Raw genomic sequence first — 18,959 nt, forward strand, 5'->3', positions numbered from 1 at the left:
AAATAAGCAGGGCCAACCTTACAAAGTCTTTACTCGTTTTTCTGCTGCGCGGGGAATATATCGCCCACTTTCTTGCCGATTTTTAGCAGAGGCGTGGGAAAAACGGCTCGGGTGTAGGTAAAAGCTGACGCTGGCGATGGCCAACGTCAGCGGCACGGCGATTACTTCAGTGCGGCGAAGGCGCGCTCGGCAGCGTCCAGAGTGATTTTCAGCTCGGCTTCGCCGTGGGCGATCGAGGTGAAACCGGCTTCGAATGCGCTCGGCGCCAGGTACACGCCACCTTCGAGCATCAGGTGGAAGAAGCGACCGAACAGCGCAGCGTCGCTGGCCATCACGTCTTCAAAGGTGACGATGTCGTCGGCACCGCTGAAGTACAGGCCGAACATGCCACCCGCTTGCGTGGTGACGAACGGAATGCCCGCCGCATCGGCGCGTTGTTGCAGGCCATCGAGCAGGCGCGTGGTGTAATCGGTCAGCTCCGCGTGGAAGCCGGGACGGCTGATCAGGCGCAGGGTGGTCAAACCGGCAGCCATTGCCAGCGGGTTGCCCGACAGGGTGCCGGCCTGATACACCGGGCCCAGCGGCGCAATGCGCTGCATGATTTCGCGCTTGCCGCCGAAGCAGCCGACCGGCATGCCGCCGCCGATGATCTTGCCGAACGTGGTCAGATCCGGGGTTACGCCGTAGTACGCCTGGGCACCACCGAGGGCAACACGGAAACCGGTCATCACTTCGTCGAAAATCAGCACCACGCCATGCTTGTCGCACAGCGAACGCAGGCCTTCGAGAAAACCCGGTGCCGGCGGCACGCAGTTCATGTTGCCCGCCACTGGCTCGACGATGATGCAGGCGACATCCTGACCGACTTCGGCGAGCATCTTCTCAACCGCGTCGATGTCGTTGAACGGCAGGGTCAAGGTGTGTTTTGCAAACGCTGCCGGTACACCGGCGGAGCTCGGCACGCCTTGAGTCAGTGCGCCGGAACCGGCCTTGACCAGCAGGCTGTCGGAGTGGCCGTGGTAGCAACCTTCGAACTTGATGATGCTGTCACGACCGGTGTAACCACGGGCCAGACGGATTGCGCTCATGGTCGCTTCGGTGCCGGAGCTGACCATGCGCACCATGTCCATCGACGGCACCAGCGAGCAGACCAGATCCGCCATTTCGGTTTCCATCGCGGTCGGCGCGCCGTAGGACAGGCCGTGCTGCAGTTGATTGCGCACCGCGTCGAGCACGTCCGGGTGGCTGTGGCCGAGGATCATCGGCCCCCACGAACCGACGTAATCCACATAACGCTTGTCGTCTTCGTCAGTGACGTAGGCGCCTTCGGCATGCTTGAAGAACAGCGGTGTGCCGCCCACGCTCTTGAACGCGCGAACCGGCGAGTTCACGCCACCGGGAATGTGTTTCTGGGCATTGGCAAACAGGGTTTCGGAACGAGACATGTTCGGGCTCTCAAATCAGATTTTCAGAAGTTCGTTGAAGGCGCGGGCGCGGCGGGTCACTTCGGCGGTGCTCTGGGCACCGAACAAGCCGTGGACCACCGCCAGCAGGTCGACACCGTGGGCCACCAGCGGCGCGGCGTTGTCGAGGGTGATGCCGCCAATCGCGCAGACCGGCAGATGCAGCTTGCGCTTGGCCTCGTCGAGCAGATCGAGGCTGCAGCTTGGCGCGCCGGGTTTGGTGCTGGAATTGAAGAAGCGACCGAAGGCGACATAACTCGCGCCTTCTTTGGCGGCTTGCTCGGCCAGTTCGAGTTGCGCGTGGCAGGTCGAACCGATGATGGCTTTGGAGCCGAGCAGCGCGCGGGTCGGAGACAACGGGCCGTCAGTCTGCCCCAGGTGCACGCCGACGTTGAGGCGCGCAGCCAGTTCGGCGTCATCGTTGATGATCAGTTGCGTCTTGTAACGCTCGCACAGATTGCGCAGGGCTTCGGCCTCGCGCAGACGGCGGGCCTCGTCGCTGCTTTTGTCGCGGTATTGCAGCAGGATGACGCCGCCTTCCAGCGCCGCCTCCACGTACGACAGAAACTTGCCCGCCAGCAACTGGCTGTCGGTGATGGCGTACAGGCCACGTAGTTTCATCAGGCAGACCTCACGACGTTACGAGCAAAAATCCAGCGGCAGGCGACGCGGCACGAACTGGCCTTTGCCCAGTTGTTCGGCATCGCGCAGGGTGCGCCAGGTGTAATCCAGTGCCGTGCGTACGGCGCTGGCGAGGTGTTCGCCCTGGGCCAGACGACCGGCGATAGCGCTGGCCAAGGTACAACCGGAACCGTGATAACTGCCTGGCAGACGCTGGCAATAGAAGGTTTCACGCAGGCCGTCACGGCCGTACAGGCGATTGTGGATTTCAGTTTCGTCGCCGTGGCCGCCGGTGATCAGCAGGTTTTTGACGAACGGCAGGAGTTTTTCCGCGCATTCGTCCGCGGTGCCTTCGGGCAGTTCAGCGAGGATCCGCGCTTCGGGCAGGTTGGGGGTGGCAATGATCGACAGTGGCAGCAGACGCTCGCGCATCGCGTAACCGACTTCATCCTTGCCCAGGCGTCCGCCGCCGCCGGCACGCAGCACCGGGTCGCAGACCACCGGCAGGTGCGGGTGCGCAGAAAGCAGTTCGACCACAGTGTCGACCATTTCCAGCGAACCGAGCATGCCCAGTTTGACCGCAGCGACTTCGGAGTCGTTGAGCACGGCATTGGCCTGGGCCAGTACCCACGCACGGTCGAGGACGCGGAAGTCAGTGACGTTGACGGTGTCTTGCACGGTCAGGGCGGTGACGGCCGGAGCCGCATGGCAACCCTGCGCAAGCAAGGCTTCGATATCTGCCTGCAAGCCGGCGCCACCACTGGGGTCGTGGCCGGAGAGACAGAGGACAACGGGGCGGGAGCTGTAGATATTCATGGTGCGCGAGCTTACCACCAAAGCTGAATTTGGGGTTCAGTCCTGAAAGCGTTTGCGAACAGATTGTCGGACAACTCTGCAGCTACCATTGTGGCGAGGGAGCTTGCTCCCGCTGCGTTGCGAAGCAGCCCCCTGCATTTATTCAGGCACAGCGCATTTACAGGTTTTACGACTGCTGCGCAGCCGAGCGGGAGCAAGCTCCCTCGCCACAAAAGCGGATCGCAATGATTGAGTTGACCAACTCAACAGCTCTAGTTCGCAGCTTTGCTCTGAAACGCCCGTTCTAGAGCCTTTGCAGGAAAAATTTCGATGGTGCTCAATGGCCATCAACGGCTATGCTAGTCTGGATCCAAACCAATAACAGGTAATACCGGTTTTACGTCTACTCAAAGGGAATGGGGGGCTTCCTGACACAACCGGACGAGCCACGCTGGGGCTTCAATGCGCTATTTGCTGATGTTGCTGTTCTGCTTGCCCCTTCTCGCAAGCGCCGTCGAGTTCGACGAAAATACCCAGAGCCTCCCGCTGGGCCGCTCCTTGCAGGTGTTCGAAGACCCAAGCGGTCAGGCGAACATCGCCGACGTTCGCGCTCAAGCGGCGGCGGGCAATTTCAAACCCCACGACAAAGCCACGCTCAATGCCGGTTACTCGCGCTCGGCGTTCTGGCTGAAGATCGACCTGCATTACCGTCCGAACAATCCGGCCGCGCAGCGCACCTGGCTGCTGGAGCTGGCGTATCCGCCGCTGGATCACCTCGACCTTTATATGGCCGATGCCAATGGCGACTACCGGCTGATCCGGCAGACCGGCGACGCCTTGCCGTTCGCCAGTCGCGAAATCCGGCAGAACAATTACCTGTTCGACCTGACCTTCGCCCCTGATCAGCAAAAAACCGTGTACCTGCGTCTGGCCAGTGAAGGTTCGATTCAGGCGCCGGTGACGTTATGGTCGAGCACCGCGTACCTCGAAGATCAGCCGGTGCGCCTGTATGTGCTGGGGATCATCTATGGCGTGCTGCTGGGGATGCTGGTCTACAACCTGTTCATCTACCTGAGCGTGCGCGACACCAGTTACCTCTATTACATCTTCTACATCGCCTCGTTCGGCCTTTATCAACTGTCGGTGAACGGCGCGGCGGTCGAGTATTTCTGGCCGGACAATCCGTGGTGGGCCAACGCCGCCACGCCGTTCTTCATCGGTTGCGCCGGGCTGTTCGGCAGCCAGTTCGCCCGCAGTTTCCTGCAGACCAGAACCCACAGCCGCTGGCTCGACTATCTGCTGATCGCTTTGATTGCGTTCGGTGCGCTGGTGGTCGGGCTGTCGCTGATGACCAGCTATGCGCTGTCGTTGCGCCTGGCGACCCTGTTGGCGCTGGTGTTCACCGTGGTGATCTTCGCCGCCGGGATTCTCGCCTGGTGGCGCGGCTTGCGGGTGGCGCGTTATTTCATCATTGCCTGGTCGGCGTTCCTGCTTGGCGGTATCGTCAATACCTTGATGGTGCTCGGCTTGCTGCCAAACGTGTTCCTGACCATGTACGCCAGTCAGATCGGCTCGGCGATCGAAGTTGCGCTGCTGTCGCTGGCACTGGCCGACCGCATCAACGCGATGCGCGAGCAACAGGCGCAGACCCTGTTCGACGCCGGGCAGAAACTCGAAGTGCTCAACCAGCAACTGGCGCACAGCAACAAGCTCAAGGATGAATTCCTCGCGACCCTGACCCACGAATTGCGCACGCCGATGAACGGCGTGATCGGTTCGCTGGAACTGATGCAGACCGTCGAACTGGAGCCTGAACTGGAGCAATACCAGCAAACCGCCGCCGGTTCTGCGCGGGACATGATGCGCATGGTCAATGGCATCCTCACCCTCACCGAATTGCAGGCCGGCAAGCTGAAAGCGACGCCGGGCAGCTTCAGCCTGCGTGCGGTGGTCGAGGCCTTGCGCGTGCAGTTCGACGGCAACGCGGCGAGCAAGTCGCTGGACTTCAAGGTCGAGGTGCTGCCGACCCTGCCGGATCGCTTGCACGGCGACAGTGCAAAACTGGCGCAGTGCCTGGAGTGCCTGCTGGACAACGCGATCAAGTTCACCCGGGTCGGTGGCCTGGCGCTGCGCGTCACCGGCAAGCAGGCGGCGGAAAACCGCTTGGCGCTGTCGTTTGCGGTGATCGACACCGGCATCGGTTTCACCGATCTGGGCGAGGCGACGCTGTATCAGCGCTTCTTCCAGCTCGACGGCTCGATGACCCGCGAATACGGTGGCCTGGGCGTGGGGCTGGCGATCTGTCGGCAACTGGTGGAACTGCTCGGCGGCAAGCTCACCCATCGTTCCGAGCCCGGGCGTGGCAGCCGTTTTCAGCTGGACGTCGAGTTCGAACTGCCGGCGGTCGAAGCGGCGCCGAGCCCGGCCCCGCTGCAGGAGCGGATCCGTGCGCCGCAGGACTGCACGGTATTGCTGGTCGACGACAACAGCGTCAACCAACTGGTGATGCGCGGCATGCTGCTCAAGCTCGGTTTCCGCGTGCGCACGGCGGACAACGGCGCGGCGGCACTCGATTGTCTGCAACGGGAAAACTTCGATGCGGTGCTGATCGATTGCCAGTTGCCCTCCCACGAAGGGGCGTCGCTGTGCTGCCAGATTCATGCGTTGCCCGGCTGCGCCAGTCTGCCGGTGTTCATGCTGGCGCAGGGCACGGATCGTGAGCATTGCGCGCCGGGTACGCGCATCGATTACCTGAACAAACCGGTGAAATTCGAAGACCTGCAGACGGCGCTGGAGCGTCGGGTGCTCAGCGCGTAACAGGGTGAAAGCGCCGACAGTTCGGCGCATATGACACTTTGATCAGCCACGGGCCGGTGCTTAACTGGATTCCTTGGCTGACCAAAGGAGCCCCGTCATGAACCTGCATCAGTTCGCCGAAACCCACGAAGTCACCAACCAGCCGCCATCGCTGGATGGCGCTAACCTGTACCGCATCGACCTGCCATTGCAGGAGTGGTCGCGCCGCTTTGGCGCCGGTTGGGCCGAGTCGCGGATCGATGCCTACGGTGCGCTGGCCGGCGGGCCGTTGATGGCGGCCGGGTTCCTTGCCAATCAGAACAAACCGGTATTCGTCAGCCATGACCGTTATGGCCATCGCATTGATCTGGTGGAGTTTCATCCGGCCTATCATGAGCTGATGCGCACTGCGATCGAACATGGCCTGACCTCATCACCCTGGACCCACCCGCAGGACGGCGCGCATGTCGCCCGCGCCTCGATGAGCTATCTGCACAGTCAGGCCGAGGCAGGCAGCGGTTGCCCGTTGACCATGACCTTCGCCAGCGTCCCGGCCATGCGCTTGCAGCCGGATCTGGCCGAACAGTGGCTGCCGAAAATCCTCGCCACCGAATACGACCCGCGCAACGTCGGCATGGCGCACAAGGCCGGCGTGACCATCGGCATGGCGATGACCGAGAAGCAGGGCGGCACCGATGTGCGGGCCAACACCACCAAGGCTTACCCGGTGGGCGCCAGTGGTCCGGGCCAGGCCTATGAATTGGTCGGGCACAAGTGGTTCTGCTCGGCGCCAATGTGCGATGCGTTTCTCACGCTGGCGCAAACCGACAAGGGTCTGACCTGCTTCCTGCTGCCGCGCCATCGTCCGGACGACACGCGCAATCAGTTCTACATCCAGCGTCTGAAAAACAAACTCGGCAACCAGTCCAACGCCTCCAGTGAAGTGGAGTTTCGCGGCGCGCTGGCATGGATGGTCGGCGAAGAAGGGCGCGGCGTACCGACCATCATCGAGATGGTGGCGATGACCCGTTTCGATTGCATGGTCGGCTCCAGCTCGCTGATGCGTCAGGCGCTGACTCAGGCCAGCCATCACTGCGCGCACCGTTCGGTCGGCGGCAAACTGCTCAGCGAGCAACCGTTGATGCAGAACGTGTTGGCCGATCTGGCGCTGGAAAGCGAGGCCGCACTGGCGCTGAGCCTGCGCATGGGCAAGGCGCTGGATCATCTGGATGATCGTCACGAAGCGCAATTCGCCCGTCTGGTGACGGCGGTGGGCAAATACTGGATCTGCAAACGTGCCCCCGCAATGATCAACGAAGCCGCCGAGTGCATGGGCGGCGCCGGGTATGTCGAGGAGAGCATCCTGCCACGGCTGTATCGCGAAGCGCCGGTCAACTCGACGTGGGAAGGCTCGGGCAATGTGCAGTGCCTCGACGTGCTGCGTGCACTGTCGAAAGAGCCGGGTGTACTCGATGTGCTGTTCAGCGAGTTGGGTGACGGGCACGGCGACAAGCGCCTGGCCGCGCATATCCAACAGTTGCAGGCGCAGTTCAAGGACACCAGCGATATTCAATACCGCGCGCGGCAACTGACTGAAGATATAGCGCTGGGGTTGCAAGCCAAGTTGTTGCTGGAGGCGGGGAATGCGGCGGTCAGTGATGCGTTTATTGCCAGCCGTCTGAACGGTGGCGGCCGGGTCTATGGCGCATTGCCGCGGGGCCTGGACGTCGAAGCCATCGTCACCCGCTCAACCCCGCAGGGTTTCTGACCCACCACGCATCCCCCTTGTGGGAGCGAGCCTGCTCGCGAAAGCGGTGTAGCAGTCGACATCTTTGTGAATGACCCACCGCATTCGCGAGCAGGCTCGCTCCCACAGGGGATCTCCATAGATGGGAAGATTTGGGTACAGCCACAACGCCACTGTTCCCGTGAGACCACGATGCAGGCAAGATGAAGCTCTGCAAGTCAGAACACAGGAAGCTGATCGTGACCGAAGCGTTTATTGTCGTTCAAACCGCCGAGCAAGCCGTGGATCGTCTGGCCGAGCTGCATGAGCGGGCCACCACTGCGCTGAACTCGGCGCTCAAGCGTTACCTCAAGGATCGCGTCGAGCCCGACGCCGAACAGCGCGCTCTGTTTCGTTACCCCGAACTGCGTCTGACCTACCTGTGTCAGGGCGAAGTCCCGCAGACCACCCGCGCCTATGCCAAGGTGCAACTGCCGGGCACTTACAGCGTCACCGTCACCCACCCCAAGGCGTTCCGCAAATACCTGCTGGAACAACTGGTGCCGTTGATGCACGACTTCACCGTGACCGTGGAAGTCGGCGTCAGTCAGCAGAACATTCCGTACCCGTACGTGGTCGAGCAGGGCGATGAACTGGCCGGCTCCGGCGTCACCGCTGCGGTGCTGGCGCGAGTGTTCCCGAGTACCGACCTGTCCGCCGCCACCGATGGCATCGCCGACGGCCTCTACGACTGGGAAAACACCGATCCGCTGCCGCTGGCGCTGTTCGACGCCGCGCGGGTCGATTTTTCGCTGCGTCGTCTGGTGCACTACACCGGCAGCGACTGGCGCCATGTGCAGCCGTGGATTCTGCTCACCAACTATCACCGCTACGTCGACCAGTTCATCGTCCATGGCCTGGAGCAACTGCGCACAGACCCGCGTTTCGTGCGCATGGTCCTGCCGGGCAACGTGATCATCGAGAAGGGCATGGATCACGGCGAAGCTTCGGCGATTGCCGCTGGTGTGGTCTGGCACCGCTACCAGATGCCGGCCTATCACCTGATCGCCAACGACGGCCATGGCGTGACCCTGGTCAACATCGGCGTCGGCCCGTCCAACGCCAAGAACATCACCGACCACCTGGCGGTGCTGCGTCCGCATTGCTGGCTGATGATCGGTCACTGCGGCGGCCTGCGTCAGTCGCAGACCATCGGCGACTACGTGCTGGCGCACGCCTACATGCGTCGCGACGGGATTCTCGATCGCGTGGTGCCACCGAACATTCCGATTCCGGCGCTGGCCGAAGTGCAACTGGCGCTGCAACAAGCCGCGGCCAATATCACCGGCGAGAAGGGCGAGGAGCTGAAAAAGCGTCTGCGCACCGGCACTGTGCTGACCTACGATGACCGTAACTGGGAATTGCGCTGGGCGCAGGAACGTCCGTTGATCAACCTGTCCCGCGCCGTGGCGGTGGACATGGAAAGCGGCACCATCGCCGCCCAGGGTTATCGCCTGCGGGTGCCTTACGGCACGTTGCTGTGCGTCTCGGATAAACCGCTGCACAGCGAAATCAAGCTGCCGGGTTCGGCCAACGCGTTCTACGAGCGTGCGGTCAGTCAGCACTTGAAGATCGGCATCGAGGCGGTGGATCTGCTGCGCACCGAACTCAATTCGCTGCACTCGCGCAAACTGCGCAGCTTCGACGAGCCGCCGTTCCGTTAACGGTTAGTCGTGGTCATTTGGCGGTCGGGGCACTAGCATTAGCAGCCCTGACCGTCAGATGTTCTTTTCGCCATGTCCCGTCCCCCGCGTCCTCCTTCCCGCCGCCCTGGCACGAAGCCTTCGCCCTCAGCTCCACGTCGTGTCGCCAAGGCGCCGCCGGCCGAGCCGAAGCTGATCCTGTTCAACAAACCGTTCGATGTCCTCACGCAATTCAGCGATGAAGGCGGGCGGGCGACGCTCAAGGATTTCATCGATGTGCCGGGCATTTATCCGGCGGGACGCCTGGATCGCGACAGTGAAGGTTTGTTGTTGCTGACTAATGACGGTCAGTTGCAGGCGCGGATCGCCGACCCGAAACACAAGTTGCCGAAGACGTACTGGGTGCAGGTCGAAGGCGAGCCGACGGCTGAACAACTGCAGCGTCTGCGCGACGGTGTCGAGCTGAACGACGGCATGACTCTGCCCGCCGAGGCGCGGCAACTGGATGAGCCTGAACTGTGGCCACGCAATCCGCCGGTACGCTTTCGCAAAAGCGTGCCGACCCGTTGGCTGGAGTTGGTGATTCGTGAAGGACGCAACCGTCAGGTGCGACGGATGACTGCCGCGGTGGGGCTGCCGACGTTGCGGCTGGTGCGGGTGCGGATTGGCGACTGGACGCTTGAAGGGCTCGATCAGGGCCAGTGGAAGGAAGTGCCGGCGCGGTTATAGAGCGCCGGATTCGATCAGGCCGATCACCACACTCTTGATGATGAACGCGGCCACGCCCAGACCCAGCACGAAGAACAGAATGAACGAGCCGAAGCGCCCGGCCTTGGACTTCTTCGCCAGATCCCAGACGATGAAACCCATGAAAATGATCAGGATGCTGACCAGGCCAGTCATCATCCACTCTTCGAATACTGCAGGATCCATCGGGCATCTCCGGCGCGCACAGGGCTGAAAAAGGGCTCGGCGATTATACGCCTGGGGTGGCTGGGGACGCATTGATCTGCGTCGGTGTGCCGAACCTCTATCATGCGTCCCGTGTAGGAGCTGCCGAAGGCTGCGATCTTTTGATCTTGAAAAGCAAAATCAAAAGATCGCAGCCTTCGGCAGCTCCTACAGGGGGAGTGCAGATTAGCTGCGCAGATGAGTCAGTGGCAGTTCAGTGCTGTTGAGCACCTGATTCAGCACAAAGCTCGAACGCACGCTGGTCACCCCTTCAATCCGGGTCAGGTGTCCCAGCAGCAGCTTCTGATAGTGATCCATGTCCGGCACCACCACTTTCAACTGATAGTCGGCATCCACACCCGTCACCAGGCTGCATTCCAGCACTTGCGGCAAGGTGCGGATCGCTGCTTCGAAGTTCTCGAAACGCTCCGGCGTGTGCCGGTCCATGCCGATCAGCACGTAGGCGGTCAGGCTCAGGCCGAGCATCTTGCGATCGAGCAGGGCGACCTGGCGCGAGATGTAACCGTCATCCTCCAGTTGTTTGACCCGGCGCGAGCAGGGCGAGGGCGACAGACCGATGCGCTCGGCCAGTTCCTGGTTGGAGATGCGGGCGTCGCGCTGCAATTCCGCCAAAATACTCAGGTCGTAACGGTCGAGTTTGCTCATGAATCAGTCCTTGGTTGTAACTATTGCGGCGGATTATCTATCCAGGGTTAAAAATTGCGCAAGCGGTGTTTATTTGAGCAATCTTCGCAATCATCTGTCGCGCGTTGCGGCCTATTCTTATCACCAGAATCACTGCTCGGTAACACAGTCCACTGCGGCCCGCCCAATCAGGCCCGCCGCGGCCGCCACCCCCACCGGGGATGGGCCGGCCCCCGAGCTGCACACTGTCCAGAAGACGGCGTGAGGTGAGCCGACGTCAAAAGCGTCGAGCCAGGACGAAGTTCTCTAAAGGGAGGCCGACGGGTCTCCCTTTTTCTTGTCTGCGATTTTTGTGCCTCGATGTACGGCTTCCCTCAATAAATAAGTTTCGTGACTGATAACCTGTCGCAGAACCCGGTGTGCGTATTCCCGGTCTTAGCTACAAGCCCTCTTAATACCCGCAGTGAGGAAAAGCATGAAGTCGCGCATCTGGCGTCTGGCCGGTGTTGGTTTGCTGTGTGTGAGCGTCGGCGCCCAAGCGCTGGCCGACGAGCCACAGAATCGTGGTCCCGAGAATAACGGGCACGGCGGTGAGCATCAGGGCAATCAGGGGCATGGCGGCGAGCGTCAGCCCCATGGGCAAAACAACCCGCCGCCGCAAAATCCGCCGCGGCCGCAGAACAGCGACATCATTCGCGGCGACAACAGCCGCCAATTCGAGCACAACGGCCAGCCTCACAATAACGGCCAATGGCAGAACCAGAACCGCGCGCCCAATCAGCCTGCACCGGTTCATCAGGCGCCACCGCCACCGGCGAACAACCTGCCGATCCAGCCACGTCCCGACACCGTGCGCCAGACTCAGGAACCGCGTCAGGGCTACTACCGCGACGAGCGTCCGCAGAATGGTTATCACAACCAGCAATGGCAAACCGGCAACCGGCCCGATGACAATCGCTGGCCGGGTCGCCCTGACGGGCATGGCAACGGTTGGGGCCCTGGCCCGCAATATCGCCCGGGGCATGTGATCGACCGTTTCCCGGATCGTGAATATCGCGTGCCGTATCGCGGTCAGGATTACTTCTATTCCGGCGGCTACTGGTATCGCCCGCAAGGCCCGCGCTACATCGTCGTGCAGCCGCCACGCGGGATTCGTATTCAGTACCTGCCGGACTACGCCCGTGAAGTGTGGATCGGCGGTGCGCTGCTGTTTCTCGCAGCCGGTTCCTACTATGCGTATCAGGAAGCCACCCAGGATTACGTCGTGGTCGAGCCACCGGTGCAGCAACCGCCGCAGCCGCAATCCCAGGGTTATGACGTCGAGGCGTATCCCGCTAACGGTCAGTCGCCGGAACAGGTGCAGCAGGACGGTTACCAGTGCTACCAGTACGCGGTGCAGCAAAGCGGTTTCGATCCACGTACCGCGACATACCAACCAGCGCCCGAAGTGGTGCAGGCCTACCGCCAGGCTCAGGGCAATTGCCTGAGCAGTCGCGGTTATCAGGTGTCTTACTGAAGTCGGGTCTGCGCCCGTTCAGTTTTGACCACTTCCTGCGGGTCGGCGTGCACCAGCACTTCGGCTCGCGGGTAGGCGGCGTGAATCGCATCCGCCGCCTGATCGCTGATGCCGTGGGCCACTGACAACGTCAGCTCTCCCGGCAACTCCAGATGCAACTGCACGAACCAGTGATTGCCCGAAATCCGCGTGCGCAGATCATGTGCACCCAGCACGCCGGGTACGCCGCAGGCCAGTTCGAGCATGTGCTGACTGACATCGGTCGGCAGCTCCTCATCCATCAGCACCGAAAAGCTTTCCCGGGCGATCTGGATCGCACTCCACAAAATGTACCCGGCAATCCCCAGACCGAACCATGCATCGAGCTGATGAAAGCCCATGCCGGCGAGAACCAGCGCGATCAGAATGCTGCCGTTGAGCAGCATGTCCGAGCGGTAGTGCAGCGAGTCGGCGCGCACGGCGTTGGAGCCGGTCTGCTTGATCACCCGATGTTGCAGTGTCAGCAACGCTGCGGTCAGCAACAGCGAGAAAACGATCACACCGATACTCAGCCACGGTGCGCCCAACGGCTCCGGTTGCTTGATGCGCTCATACGCCTGAAACGCAATCAGCACCGCACTGCCACCGATGAACAGCGCCTGCGCCATGCCCGCCAGCGATTCAGCCTTGCCGTGGCCGTAACGGTGATCGTCATCGGCCGGGCGCAGTGCGTAATGCACCGCCAGCAGATTGAGCAGCGAAGTGACGCCATCCAGCGCCGAGTCGGTGAGGCCGGCGAGCATGCTCACCGAACCGCTCAGCCACCAGGCGATAGCTTTGGCGATGATCAGCGTGCAGGCCACCGCCACCGAGGCGCGGGTTGCCAGCCGCAGCAGGCGGGCGTGTTCGGGGCTGGTGGTCATGAGTGCGGAAGTTCCTTATGGATCAGGCGGCGGGTTGCAGGCCGAACATGGCCAGTTGCTGGGTGCTGCCCTTGTGCTGGATCAGGCGTGGATCGTCCAGCGGCAGATTGCGGCCCAGTTCAGTTTCGAGAATAGCCTGCAACTTGAGGTTATCGACCTGGCCGTCCGGGCCGATCGCTTGTTTGAGTTTCGCCGGATCGACCTGCGCCGTGTGGCCCGGTTCGAAATAGATCGCGCCCGTGGTGAAGTCGACGGCAAAGGCGATCAGCCCGGGAATGACGTAGAACAGCAGGCCCACGGCGTCCAGTACGGCAATCGCCGGGTCAATCTTGCCGTCGATCTGACCGCGACGATCCGGATAGAAAATCGAACCGCAGGCCGTGAGTTGAGTGAACAGGGTGGCGACCAATACACCGCCGATCAGGCGAGAAGGTAAGCGCATGTGATGGATCTCCTGAGTCATCTAAAAACGAAGCAGCGTTGTGTGGAATTAAGACCCTGACAAACGCCTGGCAGTTCGCCGTTATACTCGCGCCTCTGTTTGGGAGCCAGCATGATTTCTTTGCCGATCGATGAAGTTTTACCCGCCCTGCGTGAAGCGTTGGCGACACGCGACGAAGCCGTGCTCGAAGCACCGCCCGGCGCCGGTAAAACCACCCGCGTGCCTTTGGCCTTGCTCAATGAAGTCTGGCTGGCCGGGCAGACCATTCTGATGCTCGAACCGCGCCGTCTCGCCGCGCGTGCAGCCGCAGAACGTCTGGCCAGCGAACTGGGCGAGAAGGTGGGCGAAACCGTCGGCTATCGCATCCGTCTCGACAGCAAGGTCGGCCCCGACACCCGCATCGAAGTGGTCACCGAAGGTATTCTCACCCGGCGTCTGCAGGATGATCCGGCGCTGGAAGGCGTCGGTCTGCTGATCTTCGACGAATTTCACGAACGCAGCCTTGATGCCGATCTGGCTTTGGCTCTGAGTTTGAACGGTCGTGAACTGTTCCGCGCTGAACAGCCGCTGAAGATTCTGCTGATGTCTGCCACGCTGGAGGGCGAGCGCCTGGCCGGGTTGCTGGATGACGCGCCGATCCTGCGCAGCGAAGGGCGCATGTACCCGGTGACGATGCGCTGGGGGCGGCCGTTCCAGCCTGGCGAATACATCGACCAGCGCGTGACCCAGACCATTCTCGAAGCCCTGCACGATGAAACCGGCAGCCTGCTGGTGTTCCTTCCGGGGCAGGCGGAAATCCGTCGTGTGCATCAGCAACTGAGCGATGCCATCGGTGAGCGTAAAGATGTCTTGCTCTGCCCGCTGCACGGCGAACTGGACCTCAACGCCCAGCGCGCCGCCATCGACCCGGCGCCGGCCGGCCAACGCAAAGTGGTGCTGGCGACCAACATTGCCGAAACCAGTCTGACCATCAATGGCGTGCGGGTGGTGATCGACGCCGGGCTGGCGCGGGTGCCGCGTTTCGACCCCGGCAGCGGCATGACCCGTCTCGATACGCAGCGTATTTCCAGGGCCAGCGCCACCCAGCGTGCGGGCCGGGCCGGACGTCTGGAACCGGGCGTGTGTTATCGCCTGTGGTCGCAGGATCAGCACGAGCAACTCGCCGCTTACGGCAGTGCGGAAATTCTGTCGGCGGATCTGGCGGGGCTGGCGCTGCAACTCGGACGCTGGGGCGTCACGCCGGGCGAACTGGTCTGGCTCGATATTCCGCCGGCAGCAGCCTATGCACAGGCGCAGGATTTGTTGCAGCGCCTGGGCGCACTTGAAGGCGAGGCGCTGACCGCCCACGGTCAGGCCATGGCTGAATTGCCGGCACATCCGCGCATCGCCCATCTGTTGCTGCGCGGCCAGGCACTGGGGCTGGCGCACATGGCCTGTTACGTCGCGGCACTGCTCGGCGAACGCGATATTTTGCGCGGCGCCGGGGCGGATCTGCACAGCCGCCTGGTGCTGCTCTCTGGCGAGGAGCGCGCATCGCGTGGTGCTCAAGGCGGCGTGCAACGTGCGCGGCAACTGGCGCGGCAGTATCGCGGTTACCTGCGCGGCAAGGCCACCGAGCCCGTCAGCGATCCCGATCATCCGCGCTGGCTTGGCGCATTGCTGGCGCTGGCCTATCCGGATCGCGTCGCCCAACAGCGGCGTGCCGGTGGCGCCGAATATCGGCTGGCCAATGGTCGCGCTGCGCTGTTCGCCGAAGCCGACAGCCTGATGAAGGAGGCGTGGATTGTGATCGCCGACCTCGGCAGTCGTCAGGGGCAGCGCGAGGAACGGATTTACCTGGCGGCGGATTTCGATCCGACGCTGTTCGACTCGGTGCTCGCCGAGCAAGTGCGTGCCGTCGATCAACTGGACTGGGACGAGCGCGAAGGCGTGCTGCGCGCCGAGCGTCAGCGCAAGGTTGGCGAACTGATCCTCAGCCGCGAACCGTTGACCGGGCTCGACGAAGCGGCGCGCAGTCAGGCGCTGGTCAATCTGGTACGGCGCAAAGGTCTGGAGTTGCTGCCGTGGACGCCGGAACTGCGTCAGTGGCAGGCGCGGGTCGCGTTGTTGCGGCAATTGGATCTGGCGACACAGGCCGACAGCCAATGGCCGGATGTCAGCGACGCGACGTTGCTCAAAACCCTGGAAGCATGGCTGATGCCCTATCTGGGCAAAGTCTCGCGACTGAGTCATTTCGCCAATCTGGACCTGTCGAGCATCGTGCGCAGTCTGCTGCCGTGGCCGTTGCCGCAGAAGCTTGATGAGCTGGCGCCACATCACATCAGTGTGCCGTCGGGGTCATCGATTCGTCTGGACTACAGCGAGTCGCCGCCGATTCTCGCGGTGCGTTTGCAAGAGCTGTTCGGCCTCGCCGAGACGCCGCGAATTGCCGGCGGGCGGCAAGTGGTCAAGCTCCACCTGCTGTCGCCGGCGCGGCGGCCGGTGCAGGTGACGCAGGATCTGGCCAACTTCTGGCGCAGCACCTATGCCGAGGTGAAAAAGGATCTGAAGGGGCGGTATCCGAAGCATTATTGGCCGGATGATCCGCTGGTGGCCGAGGCCACGGCGCGGATCAAACCGCGCAAGTGAGCCTTTGCCCGGGATTGATCAGGCCTCGCCGTAGAGGCTTTGCGCAGCACGGCGGCGGTGCTTGATGCTGTGGCAGACCCACACCAGCGTGATCCACAGCGGAATCGCGTAGACCGCCATCCGGTTAACGGGGTCCATCAGCATGACCGCCATGATGAACACCATGAAGGCCAGACAGACATAGTTACCGTAGGGGTACCACAGCGCCTTGAACCGTGGTGTCTGCCGGGTCTCGTTCAGGTGCCGACGAAATTTGCCGTGGGCCAGGCTGATCATCGCCCAGTTGATCAGCAGCGTCGCCACCACCAGCGAAAGCAGTATTTCGAGGGCCTGCTGCGGGATCACGTAGTTCAGCACCACCGCGATCAAGGTCACCGCAGCCGTTGCGAGGATCGAGCGCACAGGAACCCCGCGCGAGTCGATCTTGACCAGGCTTTGTGGCGCGTCACCCTGCCGGGCCAGACCGAGCAGGATCCGGCTGTTGCAGTAGGTGCCGCTGTTATAGACCGACAACGCCGCGGTAAGGACCACGAAGTTGAGAATGTGCGCGGCGGTATTGCTGTCGAGCATTGACCACACACGTACGAACGGGCTGCCGCTGTAGGTATCGCCAGAGGCATTGAGTGACGTCAGCAGGCTGTCCCACGGCATCAATGACAACAGCACGACGAGTACGCCGATGTAGAAAATCAGGATGCGGTAGATCACCTGATTGATTGCTTTGGGGATCACGCGACGAGGGTTTTGCGCTTCGGCGGCGGTAAAACCGAGCATTTCCAGCCCGCCAAAGGACAGCATGATAACCGCCATGGACATGGCCAGGCCGGCCATCCCGTGGGGGAAAAAGCCGCCGTGCTGCCACAGGTTACTCAGCGATGCCTGCGGCCCTCCGTTACCGCTGACCAGCAGGTAGCTGCCCATGGCGATCATCCCGATCACCGCCAACACCTTGATGATGGCGAACCAGAATTCCGCCTCGCCGAACACTTTGACGTTGATCAGGTTGAGCGCATTGATCAGCACAAAAAACACCGCAGCCGATACCCAGATCGGTATCTCGGGCCACCAGTAATGCACGTATTTGCCGACGGCTGTCAGCTCGGACATGCCGACCAGGGTGTACAGCATCCAGCAGTTCCATCCCGACAGGAAACCGGCGAATGCGCCCCAATACTTGTGGGCGAAATGGCTGAAAGAGCCGGCAACCGGCTCTTCAACGATCATCTCGCCCAGTTGTCGCATGATCATGAAGGCAATGAAACCGCAAATGGCGTAGCCGAGGATCATCGAGGGCCCGGCAGACTTGAGTGCGCCCGCCGAGCCCAGGAACAACCCCGTGCCAACGGCGCCTCCCAGTGCGATCAATTGGATGTGTCGATTTTTCAGGCTGCGTTGCAGTTGACTTGAGTGCGCATGGAGTCCGCTCATGAGAAAGGGTACTCGCAAGGTTGCTTGAGTGTTTGCAAGACACTTGCGCGGGGCGAGGCGGGCCGATGCAGTGACGCGACGGTGCCAACAGTGGGGGACGGGTAATTCTCCACAGTCATACGGATTCTGTTCCTTCAGATTATTTCTATTTTTATCAATCAGTTAGATCGACTTTTCAGCTTGGTTGCGCGCGATTTCGTGCGCGTCACACATAAAAATCTATTGGAAGAAACATATTTCTATCTGTTGAATTTGTAAATGGGGGATGGTATCTAATGCATCGCACAGGGACATGCCAACGATTCCAGGGACTGAGGAGTGATGACGGTGACGGGCTGCAATGCACTAGGGACATTCGATTTTGTGGTCGGCGCCGAGGCCGATCCGACAGGCTATTTTTCAGCGGCGGCGCAGGACATTCGGGCACAACTGCTGAGTGAAGGCGCGGTGCTCATTCGCGGTGCCACGCCGTGCAGGGATCCCGAGGTGTTTGAACGGGCCATCGGTGCGCTGGGTTTTCACACGCGCGATTACGTCGGCGGCAGCTCTCCACGCTCGACGATCCAGGGCAAGGTCATGGAAGCGACGCGCACCCCGCCCGACTGGTCGGTGATCCTTCATCAGGAAATGGCCTATGTAAAACATCCGCCCGAAATCATCGCTTTCGTGTGTGTCGAGCCTGCGGAGCGCGGCGGTGAATCCGTGGTCGGGGACATGCGCAAACTGGAACAGTTGATTGATCGCGCCACCCTGCAGCAACTGACCGATCGCGGGCTCAAGTTGCGCCGCACGCTGCCCGGCGAGGCGCGGGTGAATCTCAAGCCCGGGGTGAAAAAAAGCTGGCAGGAGACGTTCTCCACTTCCAGCACCGCCGAGGCAGAAGTGCTGTGCCGGGCGCGCGGTTGGGACTTCGAGTGGAGTGGCGGCGACCTGATCCTCTGGCAGGACTGTATCGCCCCGATGCGCCGACACCCGCGCAAAACGGCGGACATCTGGTGCAATCAGGCGCACTTCTGGGGCGCGGCCGCGATGATCGAATGGGCGCGTATCGACGGTCGTGAACGGGACGCCAGTGAATTGGCCGAGGCGCAGCGCAACACGCCGCAACTGTTGGAAGCCATGTGTTTCGGTGACGGCGAACCACTGCCGCAAGACCTGACGCTGGAGTTGTTCCACACCGTCAGACGTCTGGAACAGGATGTCGATCTGCGGGCGGGCGATATTTTGCTGCTCGACAATTTCCAGTATGCCCACGGCCGGCGCGCCTTTTCCGGCAACAGGACCATCAACGTGATCATCGCCGATTGGGCGGATGATCAGCCACACGTAGCTCAGGGATGAAA

The 18,959-nt window shown here is 61.9% G+C and carries 15 protein-coding genes; 7 read left to right on the forward strand and 8 right to left on the reverse strand.

Annotation, left to right across the window (positions count from 1 at the left end):
- Window positions 1–161: 161 nt before the first annotated feature.
- The 3 genes from hemL to ACM6HV_RS03575 are packed head-to-tail and all read right to left on the reverse strand — an operon-like array spanning window position 162 to window position 2,900.
- Entirely contained in the window at window positions 162–1,445 is a 1,284-nt protein-coding gene (hemL, locus tag ACM6HV_RS03565) for a glutamate-1-semialdehyde 2,1-aminomutase (protein WP_086793045.1), read from the reverse strand.
- Window positions 1,446–1,460: 15 nt separating this feature from the next.
- The gene (gene thiE, locus ACM6HV_RS03570; RefSeq protein WP_145598341.1) at window positions 1,461–2,084 is read right to left on the reverse strand and encodes a thiamine phosphate synthase; all 624 of its coding nucleotides are present in this window, start codon (window positions 2,082–2,084) and stop codon (window positions 1,461–1,463) included.
- An 18-nt stretch (window positions 2,085–2,102) separates the two neighbouring features.
- Window positions 2,103–2,900 carry a hydroxymethylpyrimidine/phosphomethylpyrimidine kinase gene (locus tag ACM6HV_RS03575; RefSeq protein ID WP_414903525.1) on the reverse strand — a complete coding sequence of 266 codons (798 nt, stop codon included), beginning with the start codon at window positions 2,898–2,900 and terminating at the stop codon, window positions 2,103–2,105.
- A gap of 441 nt (window positions 2,901–3,341) precedes the next feature.
- On the opposite strand from ACM6HV_RS03575, the gene ACM6HV_RS03580 reads away from it, so the two are divergent.
- From ACM6HV_RS03580 to ACM6HV_RS03595, 4 genes are all read left to right on the forward strand, one after another.
- Window positions 3,342–5,696 carry a 7TM diverse intracellular signaling domain-containing protein gene (locus ACM6HV_RS03580; protein WP_414903526.1) on the forward strand — a complete coding sequence of 785 codons (2,355 nt, stop codon included), beginning with the start codon at window positions 3,342–3,344 and terminating at the stop codon, window positions 5,694–5,696.
- Window positions 5,697–5,793: 97 nt separating this feature from the next.
- Window positions 5,794–7,443, forward strand: a complete 1,650-nt coding sequence (locus tag ACM6HV_RS03585) for an acyl-CoA dehydrogenase family protein (RefSeq protein WP_414903527.1) — start codon at window positions 5,794–5,796, stop codon at window positions 7,441–7,443.
- A 182-nt stretch (window positions 7,444–7,625) separates the two neighbouring features.
- A complete protein-coding gene (amn, locus tag ACM6HV_RS03590; protein ID WP_414903528.1) occupies window positions 7,626–9,125 on the forward strand; it encodes an AMP nucleosidase in 1,500 nt (499 codons plus the stop codon).
- 72 nt (window positions 9,126–9,197) lie between these two features.
- Complete coding sequence (locus ACM6HV_RS03595; protein ID WP_414903529.1) at window positions 9,198–9,833, forward strand: pseudouridine synthase; 636 nt, start codon at window positions 9,198–9,200, stop codon at window positions 9,831–9,833.
- On the opposite strand, the gene ACM6HV_RS03600 is transcribed toward ACM6HV_RS03595, so the two are convergent.
- A complete protein-coding gene (locus ACM6HV_RS03600; RefSeq protein WP_003228500.1) occupies window positions 9,828–10,037 on the reverse strand; it encodes a DUF2788 domain-containing protein in 210 nt (69 codons plus the stop codon). The genes ACM6HV_RS03595 and ACM6HV_RS03600 overlap by 6 nt on opposite strands.
- A gap of 204 nt (window positions 10,038–10,241) precedes the next feature.
- Entirely contained in the window at window positions 10,242–10,721 is a 480-nt protein-coding gene (locus ACM6HV_RS03605) for an Lrp/AsnC family transcriptional regulator (protein WP_007909658.1), read from the reverse strand.
- Between the two features lie 454 nt (window positions 10,722–11,175).
- Between ACM6HV_RS03605 and ACM6HV_RS03610 the strand changes: the two genes are divergently transcribed.
- A complete protein-coding gene (locus tag ACM6HV_RS03610; RefSeq protein ID WP_145598338.1) occupies window positions 11,176–12,216 on the forward strand; it encodes a DUF6515 family protein in 1,041 nt (346 codons plus the stop codon).
- Here the strand turns inward: ACM6HV_RS03610 and ACM6HV_RS03615 are convergent.
- Entirely contained in the window at window positions 12,210–13,118 is a 909-nt protein-coding gene (locus tag ACM6HV_RS03615; RefSeq protein WP_047296776.1) for a cation diffusion facilitator family transporter, read from the reverse strand. The genes ACM6HV_RS03610 and ACM6HV_RS03615 overlap by 7 nt on opposite strands.
- A gap of 22 nt (window positions 13,119–13,140) precedes the next feature.
- On the reverse strand, window positions 13,141–13,560 hold the full coding sequence (locus ACM6HV_RS03620) for a polyribonucleotide nucleotidyltransferase (protein WP_414903530.1): 420 nt from the start codon (window positions 13,558–13,560) through the stop codon (window positions 13,141–13,143).
- Window positions 13,561–13,671: 111 nt separating this feature from the next.
- On the opposite strand from ACM6HV_RS03620, the gene hrpB reads away from it, so the two are divergent.
- On the forward strand, window positions 13,672–16,188 hold the full coding sequence (gene hrpB, locus ACM6HV_RS03625) for an ATP-dependent helicase HrpB (RefSeq protein ID WP_414903531.1): 2,517 nt from the start codon (window positions 13,672–13,674) through the stop codon (window positions 16,186–16,188).
- Between the two features lie 18 nt (window positions 16,189–16,206).
- Here hrpB and ACM6HV_RS03630 read toward each other — a convergent pair whose 3' ends face one another.
- Entirely contained in the window at window positions 16,207–17,616 is a 1,410-nt protein-coding gene (locus tag ACM6HV_RS03630) for an amino acid permease (protein ID WP_414903532.1), read from the reverse strand.
- A gap of 321 nt (window positions 17,617–17,937) precedes the next feature.
- Here ACM6HV_RS03630 and ACM6HV_RS03635 point away from each other — a divergent pair, with 321 nt between their 5' ends.
- Window positions 17,938–18,957 carry a TauD/TfdA family dioxygenase gene (locus tag ACM6HV_RS03635; protein WP_414903533.1) on the forward strand — a complete coding sequence of 340 codons (1,020 nt, stop codon included), beginning with the start codon at window positions 17,938–17,940 and terminating at the stop codon, window positions 18,955–18,957.
- The last annotated feature ends 2 nt before the right edge of the window (window positions 18,958–18,959 follow it).

The organism is Pseudomonas sp. IT-P260 (assembly GCF_949768395.1).
GTDB lineage: Bacteria > Pseudomonadota > Gammaproteobacteria > Pseudomonadales > Pseudomonadaceae > Aquipseudomonas > Aquipseudomonas parakoreensis.

Excerpts from the sequence above, each read along its gene's own strand:
- ACM6HV_RS03585 (WP_414903527.1), top strand. The coding sequence starts at position 5,794 with ATGAACCTGCATCAGTTCGCCGAAACCCACGAAGTCACCAACCAGCCG.
- ACM6HV_RS03610 (WP_145598338.1), top strand. The coding sequence starts at position 11,176 with ATGAAGTCGCGCATCTGGCGTCTGGCCGGTGTTGGTTTGCTGTGTGTG.
- ACM6HV_RS03595 (WP_414903529.1), top strand. The coding sequence starts at position 9,198 with ATGTCCCGTCCCCCGCGTCCTCCTTCCCGCCGCCCTGGCACGAAGCCT.
- hemL (WP_086793045.1), bottom strand. The coding sequence starts at position 1,445 with ATGTCTCGTTCCGAAACCCTGTTTGCCAATGCCCAGAAACACATTCCC.
- ACM6HV_RS03575 (WP_414903525.1), bottom strand. The coding sequence starts at position 2,900 with ATGAATATCTACAGCTCCCGCCCCGTTGTCCTCTGTCTCTCCGGCCAC.
- ACM6HV_RS03630 (WP_414903532.1), bottom strand. The coding sequence starts at position 17,616 with ATGAGCGGACTCCATGCGCACTCAAGTCAACTGCAACGCAGCCTGAAA.
- ACM6HV_RS03580 (WP_414903526.1), top strand. The coding sequence starts at position 3,342 with ATGCGCTATTTGCTGATGTTGCTGTTCTGCTTGCCCCTTCTCGCAAGC.
- thiE (WP_145598341.1), bottom strand. The coding sequence starts at position 2,084 with ATGAAACTACGTGGCCTGTACGCCATCACCGACAGCCAGTTGCTGGCG.
- ACM6HV_RS03620 (WP_414903530.1), bottom strand. The coding sequence starts at position 13,560 with ATGCGCTTACCTTCTCGCCTGATCGGCGGTGTATTGGTCGCCACCCTG.
- ACM6HV_RS03615 (WP_047296776.1), bottom strand. The coding sequence starts at position 13,118 with ATGACCACCAGCCCCGAACACGCCCGCCTGCTGCGGCTGGCAACCCGC.
- ACM6HV_RS03605 (WP_007909658.1), bottom strand. The coding sequence starts at position 10,721 with ATGAGCAAACTCGACCGTTACGACCTGAGTATTTTGGCGGAATTGCAG.
- ACM6HV_RS03600 (WP_003228500.1), bottom strand. The coding sequence starts at position 10,037 with ATGGATCCTGCAGTATTCGAAGAGTGGATGATGACTGGCCTGGTCAGC.
- amn (WP_414903528.1), top strand. The coding sequence starts at position 7,626 with ATGAAGCTCTGCAAGTCAGAACACAGGAAGCTGATCGTGACCGAAGCG.
- ACM6HV_RS03635 (WP_414903533.1), top strand. The coding sequence starts at position 17,938 with ATGACGGTGACGGGCTGCAATGCACTAGGGACATTCGATTTTGTGGTC.
- hrpB (WP_414903531.1), top strand. The coding sequence starts at position 13,672 with ATGATTTCTTTGCCGATCGATGAAGTTTTACCCGCCCTGCGTGAAGCG.